The organism is Ningiella algicola (genome assembly GCF_028401415.2).
Lineage (GTDB): Bacteria > Pseudomonadota > Gammaproteobacteria > Enterobacterales > Alteromonadaceae > Glaciecola.
Window position 1 is genome coordinate 3,168,845 of record NZ_CP171821.2, and the last position, 15,084, is coordinate 3,183,928.

At 43.4% G+C, this 15,084-nt stretch carries 16 protein-coding genes; 9 read left to right on the forward strand and 7 right to left on the reverse strand.

Annotated elements, in window-relative coordinates; genetic code table 11:
• Positions 1 to 31: 31 nt before the first annotated feature.
• The 4 genes from PN836_RS13735 to PN836_RS13750 all read left to right on the forward strand — a co-directional run bounded on the left by PN836_RS13735 (position 32) and on the right by PN836_RS13750 (position 2,047).
• Complete coding sequence (locus tag PN836_RS13735) at positions 32 to 553, forward strand: hypothetical protein (RefSeq protein ID WP_395339189.1); 522 nt, start codon at positions 32 to 34, stop codon at positions 551 to 553.
• A gap of 132 nt (positions 554 to 685) precedes the next feature.
• The gene (locus PN836_RS13740; protein WP_395339190.1) at positions 686 to 1,471 is read left to right on the forward strand and encodes an XRE family transcriptional regulator; all 786 of its coding nucleotides are present in this window, start codon (positions 686 to 688) and stop codon (positions 1,469 to 1,471) included.
• Positions 1,472 to 1,576: 105 nt separating this feature from the next.
• Entirely contained in the window at positions 1,577 to 1,792 is a 216-nt protein-coding gene (locus PN836_RS13745) for a DUF2945 domain-containing protein (protein ID WP_395339192.1), read from the forward strand.
• Between the two features lie 9 nt (positions 1,793 to 1,801).
• Entirely contained in the window at positions 1,802 to 2,047 is a 246-nt protein-coding gene (locus PN836_RS13750; protein ID WP_395339194.1) for a DUF6482 family protein, read from the forward strand.
• 46 nt (positions 2,048 to 2,093) lie between these two features.
• Here the strand turns inward: PN836_RS13750 and PN836_RS13755 are convergent, their stop codons facing one another.
• Positions 2,094 to 2,540: a response regulator gene (locus tag PN836_RS13755; RefSeq protein WP_395339196.1), complete on the reverse strand. Its 447-nt coding sequence runs from the start codon at positions 2,538 to 2,540 to the stop codon at positions 2,094 to 2,096.
• Positions 2,541 to 2,819: 279 nt separating this feature from the next.
• Between PN836_RS13755 and PN836_RS13760 the strand changes: the two genes are divergently transcribed.
• Entirely contained in the window at positions 2,820 to 3,704 is an 885-nt protein-coding gene (locus PN836_RS13760; protein WP_395339198.1) for a mechanosensitive ion channel family protein, read from the forward strand.
• A 97-nt stretch (positions 3,705 to 3,801) separates the two neighbouring features.
• Here PN836_RS13760 and PN836_RS13765 read toward each other — a convergent pair whose 3' ends face one another.
• From PN836_RS13765 to PN836_RS13775, 3 genes are all read right to left on the reverse strand, one after another.
• Positions 3,802 to 4,347: a BON domain-containing protein gene (locus PN836_RS13765; protein ID WP_395339200.1), complete on the reverse strand. Its 546-nt coding sequence runs from the start codon at positions 4,345 to 4,347 to the stop codon at positions 3,802 to 3,804.
• Between the two features lie 156 nt (positions 4,348 to 4,503).
• The gene (locus PN836_RS13770; RefSeq protein ID WP_395339202.1) at positions 4,504 to 6,156 is read right to left on the reverse strand and encodes a diacylglycerol kinase family protein; all 1,653 of its coding nucleotides are present in this window, start codon (positions 6,154 to 6,156) and stop codon (positions 4,504 to 4,506) included.
• 180 nt (positions 6,157 to 6,336) lie between these two features.
• Positions 6,337 to 6,795, reverse strand: a complete 459-nt coding sequence (locus PN836_RS13775) for a pyridoxamine 5'-phosphate oxidase family protein (protein ID WP_395339204.1) — start codon at positions 6,793 to 6,795, stop codon at positions 6,337 to 6,339.
• A 466-nt stretch (positions 6,796 to 7,261) separates the two neighbouring features.
• On the opposite strand from PN836_RS13775, the gene PN836_RS13780 reads away from it, so the two are divergent.
• From PN836_RS13780 to PN836_RS13795, 4 genes are all read left to right on the forward strand, one after another.
• Entirely contained in the window at positions 7,262 to 7,777 is a 516-nt protein-coding gene (locus PN836_RS13780) for a hypothetical protein (protein ID WP_395339206.1), read from the forward strand.
• Between the two features lie 2 nt (positions 7,778 to 7,779).
• On the forward strand, positions 7,780 to 8,850 hold the full coding sequence (locus PN836_RS13785; protein ID WP_395339207.1) for a mechanosensitive ion channel family protein: 1,071 nt from the start codon (positions 7,780 to 7,782) through the stop codon (positions 8,848 to 8,850).
• 135 nt (positions 8,851 to 8,985) lie between these two features.
• Complete coding sequence (locus PN836_RS13790; RefSeq protein WP_395339209.1) at positions 8,986 to 9,936, forward strand: DNA topoisomerase IB; 951 nt, start codon at positions 8,986 to 8,988, stop codon at positions 9,934 to 9,936.
• Positions 9,937 to 9,988: 52 nt separating this feature from the next.
• Positions 9,989 to 10,957 (forward strand): endonuclease/exonuclease/phosphatase family protein, encoded by a 969-nt coding sequence (locus tag PN836_RS13795; protein ID WP_395339211.1) that lies wholly within the window; start codon positions 9,989 to 9,991, stop codon positions 10,955 to 10,957.
• Between the two features lie 62 nt (positions 10,958 to 11,019).
• Here PN836_RS13795 and PN836_RS13800 read toward each other — a convergent pair whose 3' ends face one another.
• The 3 genes from PN836_RS13800 to PN836_RS13810 form a co-directional block, all read right to left on the reverse strand.
• Positions 11,020 to 11,778 carry an exodeoxyribonuclease III gene (locus PN836_RS13800; RefSeq protein ID WP_395339213.1) on the reverse strand — a complete coding sequence of 253 codons (759 nt, stop codon included), beginning with the start codon at positions 11,776 to 11,778 and terminating at the stop codon, positions 11,020 to 11,022.
• Between the two features lie 168 nt (positions 11,779 to 11,946).
• Positions 11,947 to 12,852 (reverse strand): esterase/lipase family protein, encoded by a 906-nt coding sequence (locus PN836_RS13805; RefSeq protein WP_395339215.1) that lies wholly within the window; start codon positions 12,850 to 12,852, stop codon positions 11,947 to 11,949.
• Between the two features lie 137 nt (positions 12,853 to 12,989).
• Positions 12,990 to 15,014 (reverse strand): FAD-dependent oxidoreductase, encoded by a 2,025-nt coding sequence (locus PN836_RS13810; protein ID WP_395339217.1) that lies wholly within the window; start codon positions 15,012 to 15,014, stop codon positions 12,990 to 12,992.
• Between the last annotated feature and the right edge of the window lie 70 nt (positions 15,015 to 15,084).

Below are 15,084 nucleotides of genomic sequence, written 5' to 3' on the forward strand. Positions count from 1 at the left end.
TTCATTTTGACACAACTAAGGGAGTTGTTTCATGACTTCATCAACATGGAGCCTGGCTGACAATCGCATTGCAGCCATTTACCCCAATCAGAAAGCAGTGCTTAACGCTAAAACAATTATTGAGCGAGAAATTCCTCAAACTAATGGTGCAGTAAAAGTGATAGCGCCAAAGTCTGATACAGCAACGGTTACCACGAAGGTGAAATCGGAGAAGATAGCTGGCAATATCATGTTTCTTCACTTTGCGTATGGCTCTATAGGCCTAGCTATCGGACTTTTGTTAGGTGCAATTTTAGTTAACTTCGGGCCCCAGTTCACACAGTTAAATCCCACATTTACATACATTGCTATGCTAAGCCCAGGATTATTTATAGGACTCTTTCTATCGGGATTGTTATCGCTGAAACCGCAAAAGGACGCTGTAAACATGGGAGTGGCAAATGCTGCTAAGAATAAACAGTGGGCGTTATACTTAGAATTAGCGGACGTGGAAAACGATAAAAAAGAAATTGTCGACGTGTTAGAGCAAACCAAACCGAAAAAAATCATTTAGGTGAATCAAACATCTTTAATTGAACTGAGTCAGTTCCTATTATCGTAGTAACAGTGCATTGTTTTTCTTAAGTTGATATGAAGAATAAGCTTGCTTATTTATGTTTTAAACAAATTAGAATGCTAATATACTATGAATTATGACAATCAATCTGCATCGCGTCTTTCGCAATTAAGAGAGCAGCTTAAGCTTTCCCAGAAGGAGTTCGCTAACAAAATTGGCATCACTCAAGGAGCGCTCTCTCAATTAGAGTCGGCTAAATCAACTCTTTCATTACTCACAATTGCCAAAATCAGTAGAAGTCTTAACGTTGATTGTAACTGGTTAATTACGGGAACGGGACCCGTATTTACGCCAGTCAAGGATGCGGAAAAATCAAAAAAGATCGACGATTCTAATATACATATGCAAGCAAAATTAAAACAGTTATCAGCGCATGAATTTATACCGCTTATCAGCGAAGAGGCTCACGCAGGATACATAAAGCAATGTCAAAACCCTGATTATATAGACGCTCTTGATGTATATAAAATCCCGGGCTTTGAAAATGGCAACTATCGTATGTTCGAAATAGAAGGCGATAGTATGACGCCAACGATACTTCCCAGAGAGATAGTTGTGACGGAAGCAGTCGAGAATACGGTAGAAAATGGAACGCTATGCGTGGTGGTGACCGAAGACGGCATAGTCGCAAAGCGAGTGTACACCTACAAAGAGGAGCCTGATGCATTAATTTTAAAGAGCGACAATCCAAGTTATAAGAGCTACTCAATTCAACGAAATGATGCTTCCGAAATATGGGAAATTAAGGCAAAAATTACTAACGTCCTAAATGCTGAATCACACTTAAGCGCGAAGCGTCTCAGTTCGATTGAAGCGGACATCCAGCAGTTAAAAGAACAGTTAAGCCGCCAATGAGAATACGGTAACAGTGATGGGCCTGATATTTAGACTTACATAACTATGTAAGCTTGTGCTGGCGTTAATTTAACGTCAATCAATAAACTTTTTTAAGGAGTTAAGATGAAAGGTTTTGCAATCAATACGAAAGTTAAATGGAACTGGGGTTCAGGTGAAGCGACTGGAAAAATAACGAGTCGGTTTACAGAGGATGTAAGTAAGACAATCAAAGGCACTGAAGTAAAGCGAGAGGCGACTGAAAGTCAACCCGCATATCTTATAGAACAAGAGGATGGGGATGAAGTGTTAAAGTCACATTCAGAGGTAGAAAAGGCATAAGGATTATTGATGAAACTATACATTGAGTCAATTGAGGGCGGAACCTTTATTGCTAAAATTGTGAATAAAAGCAGTGAACAAATACTGACCAATAATACTCGCAAAACGCAACAATTTGAGTCAATTAAGGAAATCAAAGATCAAGTTGTCAACGAATCTTTCGATTCGGTCTGGTTGAAGCAAGCGACTCCTTACGATGAAATGTGCGGGCTGGCGCATTCTCCCGAAAAGTTATTATTAAAGCTTGATTGGTAAAATCATACATTTTTTATCAATAAACAGTAAACCCGTTGTTATTGTTTTATCCGTCTATAAGTGTTGCATGGGTGAACCAATAAGACGTAAGCGCCTCCATCGATTCGAGTAACTCAGAGTAAAGCCTTGGTTTAGTAATATAAGTATTACTGCCCAAGGCATAGCACTCTTTAATGTCTGTGTCAGAGTCCGAGGTACTAAGCATTACGATGGGAATTAATCGCAACTTTGAATTGCTTCGTATTTCATTGAGTACTTCTTTTCCGCCCTTTCTTGGCATGTTAAGGTCCAACAAAATGAGATCCGGAAGTTTGCTAGCATGCTCGAGCGCGGAAATGAGTTCCTCTCCGTCAAGCACAAATTTAATCTTGTCTTCACTATGACCACACTCGATTAAAGCATCCCTTATCAAGACTTGATCATCTAAATCGTCATCAGCAATAAGCACGTAATTAATGAACCGCAGATGGTCTGCGTCTTTGGTGCGAAGCATTTTAATTCCCTTCTATTTGCCGAGATTAGTAGGCTCATAAACAAACTACCTATATCGGTGTTCAATTTTCGTACTGCTGTTTGTTGAACAGATGAATATTAACAAGCTTATGTCAAAGTGGCAATATAAGTATGCTTATTATTTCTGCCTTAACATATCATTTAATCTTTGATAAAAGAGAGATATGCGCGGCGAAACGACTCGCGCTAAAAATCTATGGCTACTCTTGATACGTATTAACGAATCAATTCGTTTTAAGAATGTATGGCTTGTAAAAATATGGATGAATATTTTGATTCAATATTGAGTGCAATTTCTCATTCACTTAGCTTTGTGCTTTTAGCAACTGAAAAGTATCAGCTCACCGTTGGCGATGTGCTTATCGTGCCGGTATATGTAATTGTCAGTTTTATCATTATACGCTGGGTGGCAGGTTTTATCGCAAGGCGCTTGACTGCGCATAAGGTAAAGCCTGATATTATACACCTAGTGAAACGACTGTTTTATATTGTCGCCATCATCGTCGTTGTACTGACTACTCTGACGATGCTGAATATCCCTCTAACTGCATTTGCTTTTGTTTCGGGTGCAGTTGCCATAGGTGTTGGCTTTGGCGCTCAAAACATTATCAATAATTTTATTAGCGGGTGGATACTGATGTGGGAGCGCCCAATCCGTATCAATGATTTTCTCGAAATTGACAAGGTTGCCAAGGGCAAAGTTGAGTCTATCAATACACGCTCTACGCGCATAAGGCGCGTCGATGGCGTACATATGTTGATACCTAATAGTAAATTACTTGAAAATACGGTAGTAAATTGGACGCTTGTTGATAACCGCATCCGTACCTCAGTCAAGGTTGGAGTAGCCTATGGTTCAGACGTAAAATTAGTCGCAGCACTGATTGAACAAGCAGTGAAGCAGCAGCCGCATGTTTTATCTGAGCCCCTTCCAGTTGTAATATTTGATGACTTTGGTGACAATTCTCTTGTATTTGAAGTGTATTTTTGGGTAAGCGCCACAATGGAACGTGACTTGCGCGTCATTCGTTCCGAAGTGCGCTTCAATATCGACAGTTTATTTAATGATAATAATGTTGTTATAGCCTTCCCCCAGCGTGACGTGCACGTGGACGGGACTATTCAACTGAGCAGAGATAAATAACGAGTCATGCCTCAATGCAATTTATTGATACAGTTGAAAATAAAAAAACCGGAGCGACTTGCCCCGGCTTATATCTTACGCTAACTAAATTACCTTATTAGCTGTCTGACTCTATTGTTAGTCGACTTGTCACTCCCTCTACATCGTCTGCGTTTTGAGCAATTGTTACTGCCAAATCTTTCTCCGCTTCAGATTCGACCCTTCCGTTCAGAGTAACCATTTTATTTTCCACATCTACATCAATATCCGTTCCCGCTATGTCTGAATCAAACAACAATCGCGACTTTATCACTGTGCTAATTTTAGCATCAATGAAACTGGTATCCCTATCCTTATTTTCATCATAGACACTTAAGTCGTTCTCAATTTCCCGAACGCCTTCTATTCCCTTGATTAATTCAGCCGCTAATTGTTTCTCAACCTGCGTGTCAACTTTCCCTGTGAGCGTCACCAGTCCATTTTGGACGTCCGTATTGATATCAAATGAATCAAGGTTCCCATTAAACAATAATGTAGCTTCCGCTTTACCATCTATCCAAGCGTCCAATGCGGCATCCGTCCAGTTATTTTTATTGTGATCTGAAGCATACGCTGAGGTGTTTAACGCGGCTGCTGCAACTACTGCTAAAATTGAATATTTCATACATCTCTCCTTATTATGAGTTCATAAATCGTAAAGCGAGATGCGTGCCATAGGTAACCATATGAAAAATAATAATTTTAATGATTTTCGTGTCATTTGCTCTGTAAAAACTACATCTTATTTTGCAGTTTTTTCGTTTTGCCGTAGCAAAAGGTTTTACACGGTCTCAAACCTTTGTATTGTTGAAGCAGCGGCAAACAGTTTTAGTGCTTTTGGAATAACCGAAATTTTGACTGTTTGTGCCGTTCTAAGCTCACCATCAATCACATAATCGATAGGAGACTCGTCCGCTAGCCTGATAGTTACATTTTCCGCCCTCATATAACGCATAGCATTGCTTTGGCCTACTTGAGCATTGCCGCCACTAACGCTTTGCGTCAGCACTTTTGCTACTGGCTCAGAGACAGATTGTTCCAAGTTTAATATCGTGACATCTAATTGACCGACAAAGGGATCTACTTTACCGCTACCCTGCGCCAAAATTGTAGTTGCTGGTGCTGCGTTGGCGACTACGATGCTATTAGCTAAAACGATATCCGGTGCCATTGAGTTGATGCTGAGTTTGTAGGCTTTTTCGGTGCTGTCCGTAAACGCCAAGCGCAAGGCATCTAAATATGCGAGTTCACCACGCTCAGATTTGCGTTGTTTGTCAGCGCCTGCAATCATGTCTCGCTCAACACCTATTCCTGCTACTAAAAGTAGGATTTCGTTATTACATTTGGCAACGTCCATGGTAACTTGATGCTGCTGATTAATAACTTCAAGCGCAGTGCTCACTGGCGCTATTTTGCTGCGTTTTCCATACAGCACATGGCATAAAGCATTAGTTGTCCCTAAAGGAATTATCCCCAAAACAGTATCTGATTCTTTTACCAATTGTGCCACCTCATTAACCGTGCCGTCGCCTCCACAAGCAAATACAGCATCAAATTTGGTAATCTTCTCTCGCGAGCAACGCTCTTCTACTGGCTGGTTTTGTTGAGTCAGCAAGACATCAACTTGATAACGTTGCTGCAAGGTTTGAAGAATTTGGTCTTGAACATCATCCCAAGTCTGGCGTCCCGAACTAGGATTAGCCACCAACAGCGCGCGCGACTTAATCGAAAGCAAGCCTTCTTTGTGCATAGCGTCAAGTTTTCGATGTTGATATTTGTTAAGCCGAGCTGTGCCTCTAATTCCATTAATCAATTTGATTGCAGCATCAACAGACTCAGAGTAGTTTGTGGCAATTAGATATGCAGCGACAATGAGAACAGAGCGTCCGCGCCCCAACGCACAATGAACAACCACTGATTTGTTGTCACGAATATGATTGTGTATCCAGTTTATTGCTTTTTCGATGTCTTGCTTGTGCGGTGCTTTGTGGTCAAGGATAGGGACATTCAGGTAGTCTAAGTCCTCATCTTGCGCGCTCCAAATTAAGCCTGAAAACTCCGCTGTTGCATCAAGAATAGCGCTTACATTTTCTTTTCTTAAGATCTCTATATCTGAAGGGAATAGTCTGCACGCTAAGAATATACCTGGCTTTATTTCCTGAAGTGGAGGAACGGAGTCAGTCTTTCTTTGCCAGCTATTATACATTTGAACGCCGAGAAGAAAGGGAATGAAAACCCATTGAATGTACAAGGGAATATCGCCTCGGTCGTTTTTTCTAAAAATCCACGGTGAGTCTGTGATATAGGCCATTGACACAGCAAATAGAGATAACGATACCCACGCTAAAATTACGGTGAAATACCAACTTGGTGAAAATACTGCTGCAAGTAGCGACAATACACTTATCAATAAATAATATTTTACAATAAACATTACTGACTCCACGTGTGAAAGCTTTGTGAATTAAACGGCACACACTTCCATCATTTCTAATCATCCATTTACTTAAAAAGTTCAATGGTCGCATAATGACCATTGAACTTTCGTGAGTTGAACTAATGGGAAAGGCTTGATGCACCAGTTTTGAATGTAGCTAGTGCAACCTTCATCCATCTATAACAGAGCGTGCTGACCCATATCGTCTTCACTGACTTTCGCACCGATTGCCATTTTAAGCCTTGCAGCCGCGGATGGATCCTTCTCCCAAATTTCGGTGTTCTCAATGTCGAATCTCAACACTTCCATTGTAGGATCCGTGAATCCATCTTTGTACCAAGCACTTACTGTCAAAGAAAAATGATCCTGAATCGTCGACTTATCTGTTTCTCGTACTAAATGTCCAGAGAAGCATGCAAATAGCTTATGATCATCACTGACGAATTGCGCCATGGCTTTACCACCTCCTGCGATGCGATTGTCTTTGCGCGTGAAAATCCAGAATGCATCAGTATTTTCAGCTTCGAGGCATATATGCATGGGTTCACTTCGGTCGGCATTTCGATTTAAACCAACCATCATTGTTGGTGTCGATTTTATACGGTCGAACAACTCGGTGTGTAATGCGTTTGACATTATGATTCTCCGGTTTTTTCTGAACGGGTGAATGAAAAAACACCCTTAACAAATTGCTGTACTGCAATCACGGACTCTGGCATTTTTAATTCGCTAATAAATGCTTAATCAAAAGGGTGTACGTGAACGAGTACTTCAATTGGCATGCCAAATCGCTCTCAGAGCGTGAAATGCGTAGGCCATCGCATCTGCACCCAAATGGCTTGCAAGCTTAACATTGGCGTCAACAAGTAAAGTTTACCTGCCGCTGTGCAATAAATACCGAAGTGGCCTACCGATGTGAAAGCTAACGCGGGCTCAGACAATGGCGTAAATGGCAACAGTGAGTGGCTGTCGTGTGACTATATACATGTGCGGCATTCCTTATTTAAATGGCATCTATTGTGCAATTGCTAATTTCTATAACATCGCACTCAATGCTGTGGTGTCTCATACAAATCTTAGCCTATGCAATTGGAGAACAGTTATGTCAAACCAAGATTTCAATATTTGTTATTCATGTTCAAGCGTTGAGGATGCCAGTGACATTGTAAAGTTTCTTCGCATGCAAAAGGTGGATGATGACAATATAGCCACATTGAGCAGAGACAGTGATATCCAGATTGCTGATTTACCGGAAGCAGACCTGTCTGAATCGTCTCAGTTACCTGACGCTTTGAAGCGGGGGGCGTTGCTGGGTTCCGGTTCCGGTTTGATGGCTGGCTTAGTATTAACGGCTTTTCCAGCGGCCGGCTTGGCGGTGGGCGGCGCAGCGATTGCAGCTATGACCGCAGGCGGCGCAGCTTTTGGCACGTGGGTGGCAGGTATGATCGGCGTCAGTGAAAACAGCAACATGGTTAAGGACTTCGAAAAACAGCTGGATTCAGGAAAAACACTGATTTTTGCCAAAGCGTCTGCTGTCCAACAAAATCATATACGTTCCGACATTGAGCAATTGCCAATTCACGCTAGAATCAACATATATGACAATCTTAAGGACTAATAATGACTGATGAACGCGCCCAATCGACGTTGGCCCCGATTTTAACCGACATGTCTACATTAGCAGACATTTTGGGCGCAAAACTGCCGTTTATTCTGATAGGGTTAACGTGTTTCATCGTCGCATTTATTCTGTCAGGCCCGATTTCCCGTTTACTAGTAAAACCTGTTAAGCATTTTAACAAGAGCGAACTCGTTGCCTTGGTCACAAAGAGGCTAATAAGTTTGCTCATTGTGCTGTTAGGTGCATACGTATTACTACGCTTGTCAGGACTCACCGAGTTTGCAATCGCAGTCGCCAGCGGCACTGGATTAGCGGGCTTAATTGTCGGATTCGCGTTTAAAGATATCGCTGAAAACTTTATATCGAGTCTACTATTAAGCGTGCAAAAACCGTTCAAGATTGGTGATGTGGTTGATGTTGCAAGTAACACAGGCGTCATCAGCCGCGTTACCTCGCGCGCGACTACTTTGGTTGATTTTGACGGTAACCATATTCAAATCCCCAATGCTGTCATTTATAAAAGCATTATCAAAAATTATACAGCCAACCCTAAAATGCGTTCTCACTTTGTAATTGGAATAGGGTATGACGCTTCGGCATCTGGTGCTCAACAGCTTGCGCTCGATATCCTATTGGAACACAGTGCAATATTAGATAAGCCAAAGCCTCAAGTGCTAGTTGATTCACTAGGTTCATCAACGCTTAATTTGAAAGTGTATTTTTGGATCGATAGCGATAAGAACTCCATTCTTAAAGTTCGCTCAGTTATTCAGCGAAGTATACTTGAAGCCTTCGAAACCGCTGGCATCCCTATGCCCGATGACGCGCGAGAACGCATCATTAAATACGCCCAAGACGATGATGTCGCCAGTCTTGAGTCCAAGTCGTCTCATCTATCATCGAAGGAAAAAGACGCAAATTCTGTATCGAAGACAAGAACAAGCGGTAGCCAAAACCTCGCAAGTCGAGAGCAACACGTCAAAGAAGATGATCTTGAAAGTGAAGTATCCGAAATCAAAGAACAAGCTCAGCAATCTCGTTCGCCAGAGCAAGGAGACAACATTTTATGAAGCGGGCAAGGATTGACTGTGGAGCTATGTATGCGCAGTGATGTAGATGCAATGTGCACCATAACTCGGCTAAAGCGGGGTCGAGGCTTTGAATACTTTTATTGCAGTGGTCGAAAGCTCAGGTGCAAGCGCACTTTGAAACAAATTCGCTTGTTAACCGTTCCGCCAATGTGGAATCAGGTGCGTATCAGTGAATGTCGCAGTAGCGATGTACAGGCGGTTGGCTTTGATGCTAAAGGCCGCAAACAATATATCTATCACCCCGATTGGCATAAACAGCGGCAAGCAGAAAAGTTTGAGCGCTTGGCGACCTTTGCAAAATTGCTTCCGAAAATCCGAGGTCAATACGAAAGGGATATTGCCTTAGACAATTGGAGCTTGCAGCATATATGCGCAATTGCCACTTACGTTTTAGATAGCACTGGCATAAGAGTAGGCAATCAAGACTATACAAAACAAAACGAGACTTACGGATTGACCACGCTTCGTCGGCGTCATCTAAAAACGGATAATGATCAGGTGCATCTACAGTTTATTGGTAAGCACAATAAGGAGCGCTCGATTGATATTAATGATGATGCATTATCAGAGCTGATCGAACGTTGTGCTGAGCTACCGGGCTACAGCTTATTTCGATATAAGCAGCAACGTAAATGGCGCGACTTAACGAGTGATGAGTTGAACGAATATATCCAAAGCATATCGAAAAACATTTTTTCCAGTAAGTATTTCAGAACATGGAAAGGTACTCGACTGGCGGTAGAATACGCCCTTGAATGTGATGCAAGCGCAAAAGAGCATATGCGCAAAAAATTCAAGCCGACTTTGGTAAAGGCAGTAGCGTCTGATTTAGGCAATACGCCATCGGTGTGTGAGACTTACTATATTCACCCTGTGGTGCTGGAAACACTTGTCACACTGCATGAGCAAAGAAAAATGTCGAGTTTCTTTTCTGAGGCAAACAAGCAAGTGCAGCAAGCGCAAAAGCACAAAGGTATGGAGCAAACCGAATTGATTGCTATTGGCATCATTGAAGGCCGCCTCTCTGTCAGTACTGCTTCATTAAGCGAGAGCGATGCTGCATAATGCTTGTATGATAATTGCTTTAAAAATCGTGTTTGGTATTTAGCTATACATTATGACCTTAATTCTCGCTATTACGACGGCGCTAGTGTTTGCTTTCACCTTCTTACCATTGCTACCTAGTCAGCATTGGGCGGTAAGAGTATGGGAGTTTCCTCGACTTCAAATATTATTTCTATCGCTATTAAATCTGACTGCACTGTTATATGTTTACGCTGGCGCTGTTGAATTTGTTCTAGCGTCAGTTTCGCTGTTGTGTATTGCGTATCAAGCTTATTGGGTCGTTCCCTTTAGTCAACTTTTCCCTAAAGAAGTAAAAACAGCTTATCGATGTCCAGGATGTAAGAAAATTAGCGTGCTTACTTCAAATGTGCTCATGCCAAATCGCTCTTCCAACAAGTTAATTGATTTAGTACTTGAGCACAGCCCTGATATTCTGGTCACGCTCGAGAGCGATGAATGGTGGGAAAACGCGCTGGAGGAATTACATGACGATTATCCTTACCGCGTGCCGGTTCCAAAGGGTAACCTTTATGGTATGCATGTTTATAGCAAATTGGAATTGCGTGATGTGGAAGTGAGCTATCTGGTTGAAGAAGATGTTCCTTCAGTGAGTTGCAAGGCGATGTTAAATGAAGATTTTGGTGTACATTGCTATTTTGTGCATCCTGCTCCGCCAAGCCCCACAGAAAATGACACGGCTAAACCTCGTGATATAGAATTGCTCAAAATCGCCGAACAAGTAGAGCCTGATAAGTATCCGACTATCGTTACCGGCGATTTGAATGACGTTGCATGGTCACCCACTACGCGCAAATTCAAACAAGTAAGCGGTCTTAAAGACCCGCGAGTAGGCCGAGCATTTCTAAACACCTTTCACGTAAAGTATCCTATTGCCCGCTGGCCGCTCGATCATATTTTTCATTCTCATCATTTTAGCGTCAGTTACATTGGGCGTTTGCCATCCATCGACTCTGATCACTTCCCATTGCTCAGCGAGCTGATTATTGAAGCGGATGATTAAATTGCCAAACCATCGATAAAATGGGTATTGCTACGCGAAGCTAAGACCTGAAGTCCCATCTTCTAAATCACTACACTCACCGGGCAATGGTCCGAGCCAAATATTTCATTATGTATGTGTGCTTGTTGGACCGATTCTTTTAGTGCTTTTGAAGCCAAAAAGTAGTCTATCCGCCAGCCAACATTTCGCTCCCGTGCGCCTGCACGATAGCTCCACCAAGTGTACTTCACTTCCTCCGGATGAAGATGCCTGAATGTGTCTGTAAAGCCGGCGGCCACTAAATTGTCTAAGCCGTCAATTTCGGCCTGGGTATAACCTGCGCTTTTATTGTAATTAGGTTTAGGTCGCGCAAGATCGATATCTCGGTGCGCCACGTTCAAGTCACCGCATATCAACACCGGCTTTTTGCTCTCTAGTGCTTTCACATACTCTAAAAAAGCTGCGTCCCAAGCTTGTCGATAGGGCAGGCGACGCAAATCATTCTGTGAATTTGGGGTATAGACCGTCACTAAATAAAAATCATCGAATTGGGCGCACAAGACGCGGCCTTCTTGGTCGTGCTCTTCAATGCCTATGTCTTTGCTCACTTCGCTGGGTTTCACGCGAGTAATAATGCTCGTACCTGAGTAGCCTTTTTTGACTGCCGAGTTAGTAAATATTTCATAGCCTTTTAACTCGCTTAAAGCTTCAAGCACTTGGTCATCCTGCGCTTTTGTTTCTTGTAAGCACAAGACGTCGCAATCCATAGCAGCAAGCGAGCTTAAAAACTCTTTTTTCATCACCGCGCGAACGCCGTTAACGTTCCATGACACTAGTTTCATTATTATTCTATTCCTACTTATTGAGAGACCGTGATTATTTTCGCACAAATGGTATAGCAAAAGTCAAAAGACCCTAAGATTTAGATTTAAATATTGGGCGCGCTCAGCGTCAGACCTATCTTTTATGGTTTGAGAACGACTATTCTCTAATTGCTTTAACGCCCGAATTTAACGTCGAGTTAATATCGCCGTTTTCTCAGCACCACAAGATGAAACGCTTACGAGCTGCTTATCAAACACGCCCTTATTCAAAAAATGAGACACCTGCATTTTTACCTTTGCGTCGCCGCGCAAGCGATAGTGTTTAAGCGGCACTACGATGCAGTCTTGCATGTTTTCCATGTACGTGCTTTTTACTGACACAACGCCGTCATTTTCGCCGTCTATCAGCGCATTGGTAATAATATTATTGTTTGCATTGCCAGCAATAATTCCCAGCTCGTAATTGGCAGGCCCAAGTTGATTTACAAAGCTATTGGCAGCAGTGCTCAACTGCACAGTCGCCGGGCTTGGGGAGCTAAACGGCAAGTTCATGGTGCTGTCAACGATTTCACTGCCTGAGTTGGGTGGTGCAAGCATTACAACTCGGCCAAGATTTGCGACTTCATATTCTTGTAATAAATGCCTGACTAGTATGCCTCCCATAGAATGCGTAACAAAATGCAAAGCAGAGCTGGTTTGCGTAGCGCTGTGCCGGGGAAATTGTTCAAGTACCGGCGCGACGTATTCGGACACCAGGGTCGGAATGTCATATTCAGTCGATGGGTAGCTGATATTAATCGTAGTGTAGCCTTCACTTTGTAGATGCCGTTCAAGCCCGGCCATCGCTCGCCAATCCCGCCATAAGCCATGCAGCAATACAACGGTGCCTTTGGGTGTCTTTGCTGCGTCAGCAACATCATTTTTAATGTATCGATAATTCAGGTTGTGAGTATTACTTGGCTCGCTCTCGCCTTGCGCCGTGAGCATATTCGGGCTTGCAAAGGTGTCGACTTCAGCGGTCTTTTGACACGCTGATGTGAAAACGAGCAGCAACAACAGACCAAGGGCTTTTGGTAAAGGTGATAATTTCATCTTTCGTTCATACTCCAACGGTGTAAAACAGTGTGAAGTAATGTGGGACCTAAAGTTCCGATTAATAGCCCTTGTGCGGATTAAATATTTGCAACATTTTGTGTCAGCCTACTTGAGCGACTGAGTCAAAGATGAGCTTAAATCGCAGCAGCTAATTCTGCGCCCTGACGGATTGCCCGTTTAGCATCAAGCTCTGCTGCCACATCAGCTCCGCCGATCACATGCACATTCAAGCCTTTCGCCAAAACGCTATTTTCAAGCTCACGCAGTGGCTCTTGTCCGGCACAAATAATAATATGGTCAACATCAAAGGTGTGTGGTTTATCACCAATGAGCACGTGAAGGCCATTATCATCAATCTTTTGATAAGATACGTTATTGATCATTTGCACCTTGTGGTTAGCCAATGATGCGCGATGCACCCAGCCAGATGTTTTCCCCAAACCTTTGCCGACCTTGCTTGCTTTTCGCTGGAGCAAAAATACCTCGCGGGGTGGTGTTTCTAGCGCTTTAGCTTTTAACGCGCCGCCTTGCTTATACGCTTTGTCTACGCCCCAGTGATCCAGCCATTTATCGATATCTGTAGCTAGATGATTTTGCTCCACTAGGTACTCTGAAACGTCAAACCCAATACCACCTGCGCCAATCACCGCGACACGTTTGCCAACGGCCTTATGGTCACGCAGTACGTCGATATAACTGAGCACTTTGGGATGTTCAATGCCCTCGATTTGCGGCGTGCGAGGCTTGATGCCGGTGGCTAAAATGACATCATCAAAACCTTGGTTATAGAGCAAATCGGCGTCGGCTCTGGTGTTTAAATGCACTTCAACGCCAAGAACTTCCATACGGCGTTTGTAGTAACGCAGAGTTTCATAAAACTCCTCTTTGCCCGGTATTTGTTTAGCATAGTTAAACTGGCCACCAATTTCTCCCGACTGCTCAAACACGTGCACTACATGGCCACGCTCAGCAGCGTATGTGGCGAAGGCGAGTCCCGCAGGTCCTGCACCAACGACACCCAGCTTTTTAGGTGCAACAACGGATTTAAAAATAAGCTCTGTCTCGTAGCAAGCCTGCGGATTGACCAAACAGCTTGCACGTTTCTGTTCAAAGGCATGATCGAGGCAGGCTTGGTTGCAGGCTATGCAGGTATTTATTTGGTCAGATTCATTGCGCATGGCTTTAAGCACAAAATCAGGATCGGCTAAAAGCGGTCGCGCCATTGATACCATGTCTGCGTGCCCATCGGCCAACACTTGTTCGGCGATTTCTGGCGTATTGATGCGGTTGGTGGTGATCAGCGGAATTGATACTTCAGACTTCATCCGTTTAGTGATCCAAGTGAAGGCTGCGCGCGGCACCGACGTAACAATAGTAGGCACGCGCGCTTCGTGCCAACCTATACCGGTATTGATCAGGGTTGCTCCCGCTTTTTCAATTTCTTTCGCTAGGTAAACTACCTCATCCCACGGCGCACCCCCTTCGACTAAATCTAGCATAGACAAGCGATAAATGAGGATAAAGTCGTCGCCTACGCGCGCGCGCGTTTGTTTAACAATTTCAACAGCCAGACGTGCACGATTTTCTAAGCTCCCGCCAAACTCATCGTCTCTAAAATTGGTGCGCTCACAAAAAAACTGGTTTATCAGATAGCCTTCTGAACCCATGATTTCAACGCCATCGTAACCCGCCATTTTTGCGTAGTTGGCGCATTCTGCGTAGTCTTTTATGGTACTGTGAATGCCGCTTGCCGATAAAGCTCTTGGCTTAAATGGCGTAATGGGGGATTTTGCATTTGAGGCTGAAACCGCCAAAGGATGATATCCATAGCGGCCTGAATGTAGAATTTGCATGCATATTTTCCCACCCTCACGGTGCACAGCTTCAGTAATCACTTTATGTTTTTTTGCGTGGCGTTTGGAGCTCATGCGCCCGGCAAAGGGCGCTACCCAGCCCGCGATATTAGGCGCAATGCCGCCGGTTACAATCAGCCCAATACCCCCTTTTGCGCGAGCTGCGTAAAAGGCGGCGAGTTTTTCAAAACCGCCTTTTTCTTCTTCTAGCCCTAAATGCATAGAGCCCATAAGCGTTCGGTTTTTTAAAGTAGTGAAGCCTAGGTCGATAGGCTTAAGAAGGTGTGGAAAAGCGGAATCGCTCATAAACAAGACTCGTTTGTTGCGTATAAACTAGTCTATCTTTTACGCAACAAACGAACAAATGGCTTTCATT

Bases quoted from the DNA above. Each gene is read 5' to 3' on its own strand.
- PN836_RS13735 (WP_395339189.1), top strand. From the start codon at position 32: ATGACTTCATCAACATGGAGCCTGGCTGACAATCGCATTGCAGCCATT.
- PN836_RS13740 (WP_395339190.1), top strand. From the start codon at position 686: ATGAATTATGACAATCAATCTGCATCGCGTCTTTCGCAATTAAGAGAG.
- PN836_RS13745 (WP_395339192.1), top strand. From the start codon at position 1,577: ATGAAAGGTTTTGCAATCAATACGAAAGTTAAATGGAACTGGGGTTCA.
- PN836_RS13750 (WP_395339194.1), top strand. From the start codon at position 1,802: ATGAAACTATACATTGAGTCAATTGAGGGCGGAACCTTTATTGCTAAA.
- PN836_RS13755 (WP_395339196.1), bottom strand. From the start codon at position 2,540: ATGCTTCGCACCAAAGACGCAGACCATCTGCGGTTCATTAATTACGTG.
- PN836_RS13760 (WP_395339198.1), top strand. From the start codon at position 2,820: ATGGATGAATATTTTGATTCAATATTGAGTGCAATTTCTCATTCACTT.
- PN836_RS13765 (WP_395339200.1), bottom strand. From the start codon at position 4,347: ATGAAATATTCAATTTTAGCAGTAGTTGCAGCAGCCGCGTTAAACACC.
- PN836_RS13770 (WP_395339202.1), bottom strand. From the start codon at position 6,156: ATGTTTATTGTAAAATATTATTTATTGATAAGTGTATTGTCGCTACTT.
- PN836_RS13775 (WP_395339204.1), bottom strand. From the start codon at position 6,795: ATGTCAAACGCATTACACACCGAGTTGTTCGACCGTATAAAATCGACA.
- PN836_RS13780 (WP_395339206.1), top strand. From the start codon at position 7,262: ATGTCAAACCAAGATTTCAATATTTGTTATTCATGTTCAAGCGTTGAG.
- PN836_RS13785 (WP_395339207.1), top strand. From the start codon at position 7,780: ATGACTGATGAACGCGCCCAATCGACGTTGGCCCCGATTTTAACCGAC.
- PN836_RS13795 (WP_395339211.1), top strand. From the start codon at position 9,989: ATGACCTTAATTCTCGCTATTACGACGGCGCTAGTGTTTGCTTTCACC.
- PN836_RS13800 (WP_395339213.1), bottom strand. From the start codon at position 11,778: ATGAAACTAGTGTCATGGAACGTTAACGGCGTTCGCGCGGTGATGAAA.
- PN836_RS13805 (WP_395339215.1), bottom strand. From the start codon at position 12,852: ATGAAATTATCACCTTTACCAAAAGCCCTTGGTCTGTTGTTGCTGCTC.
- PN836_RS13810 (WP_395339217.1), bottom strand. From the start codon at position 15,014: ATGAGCGATTCCGCTTTTCCACACCTTCTTAAGCCTATCGACCTAGGC.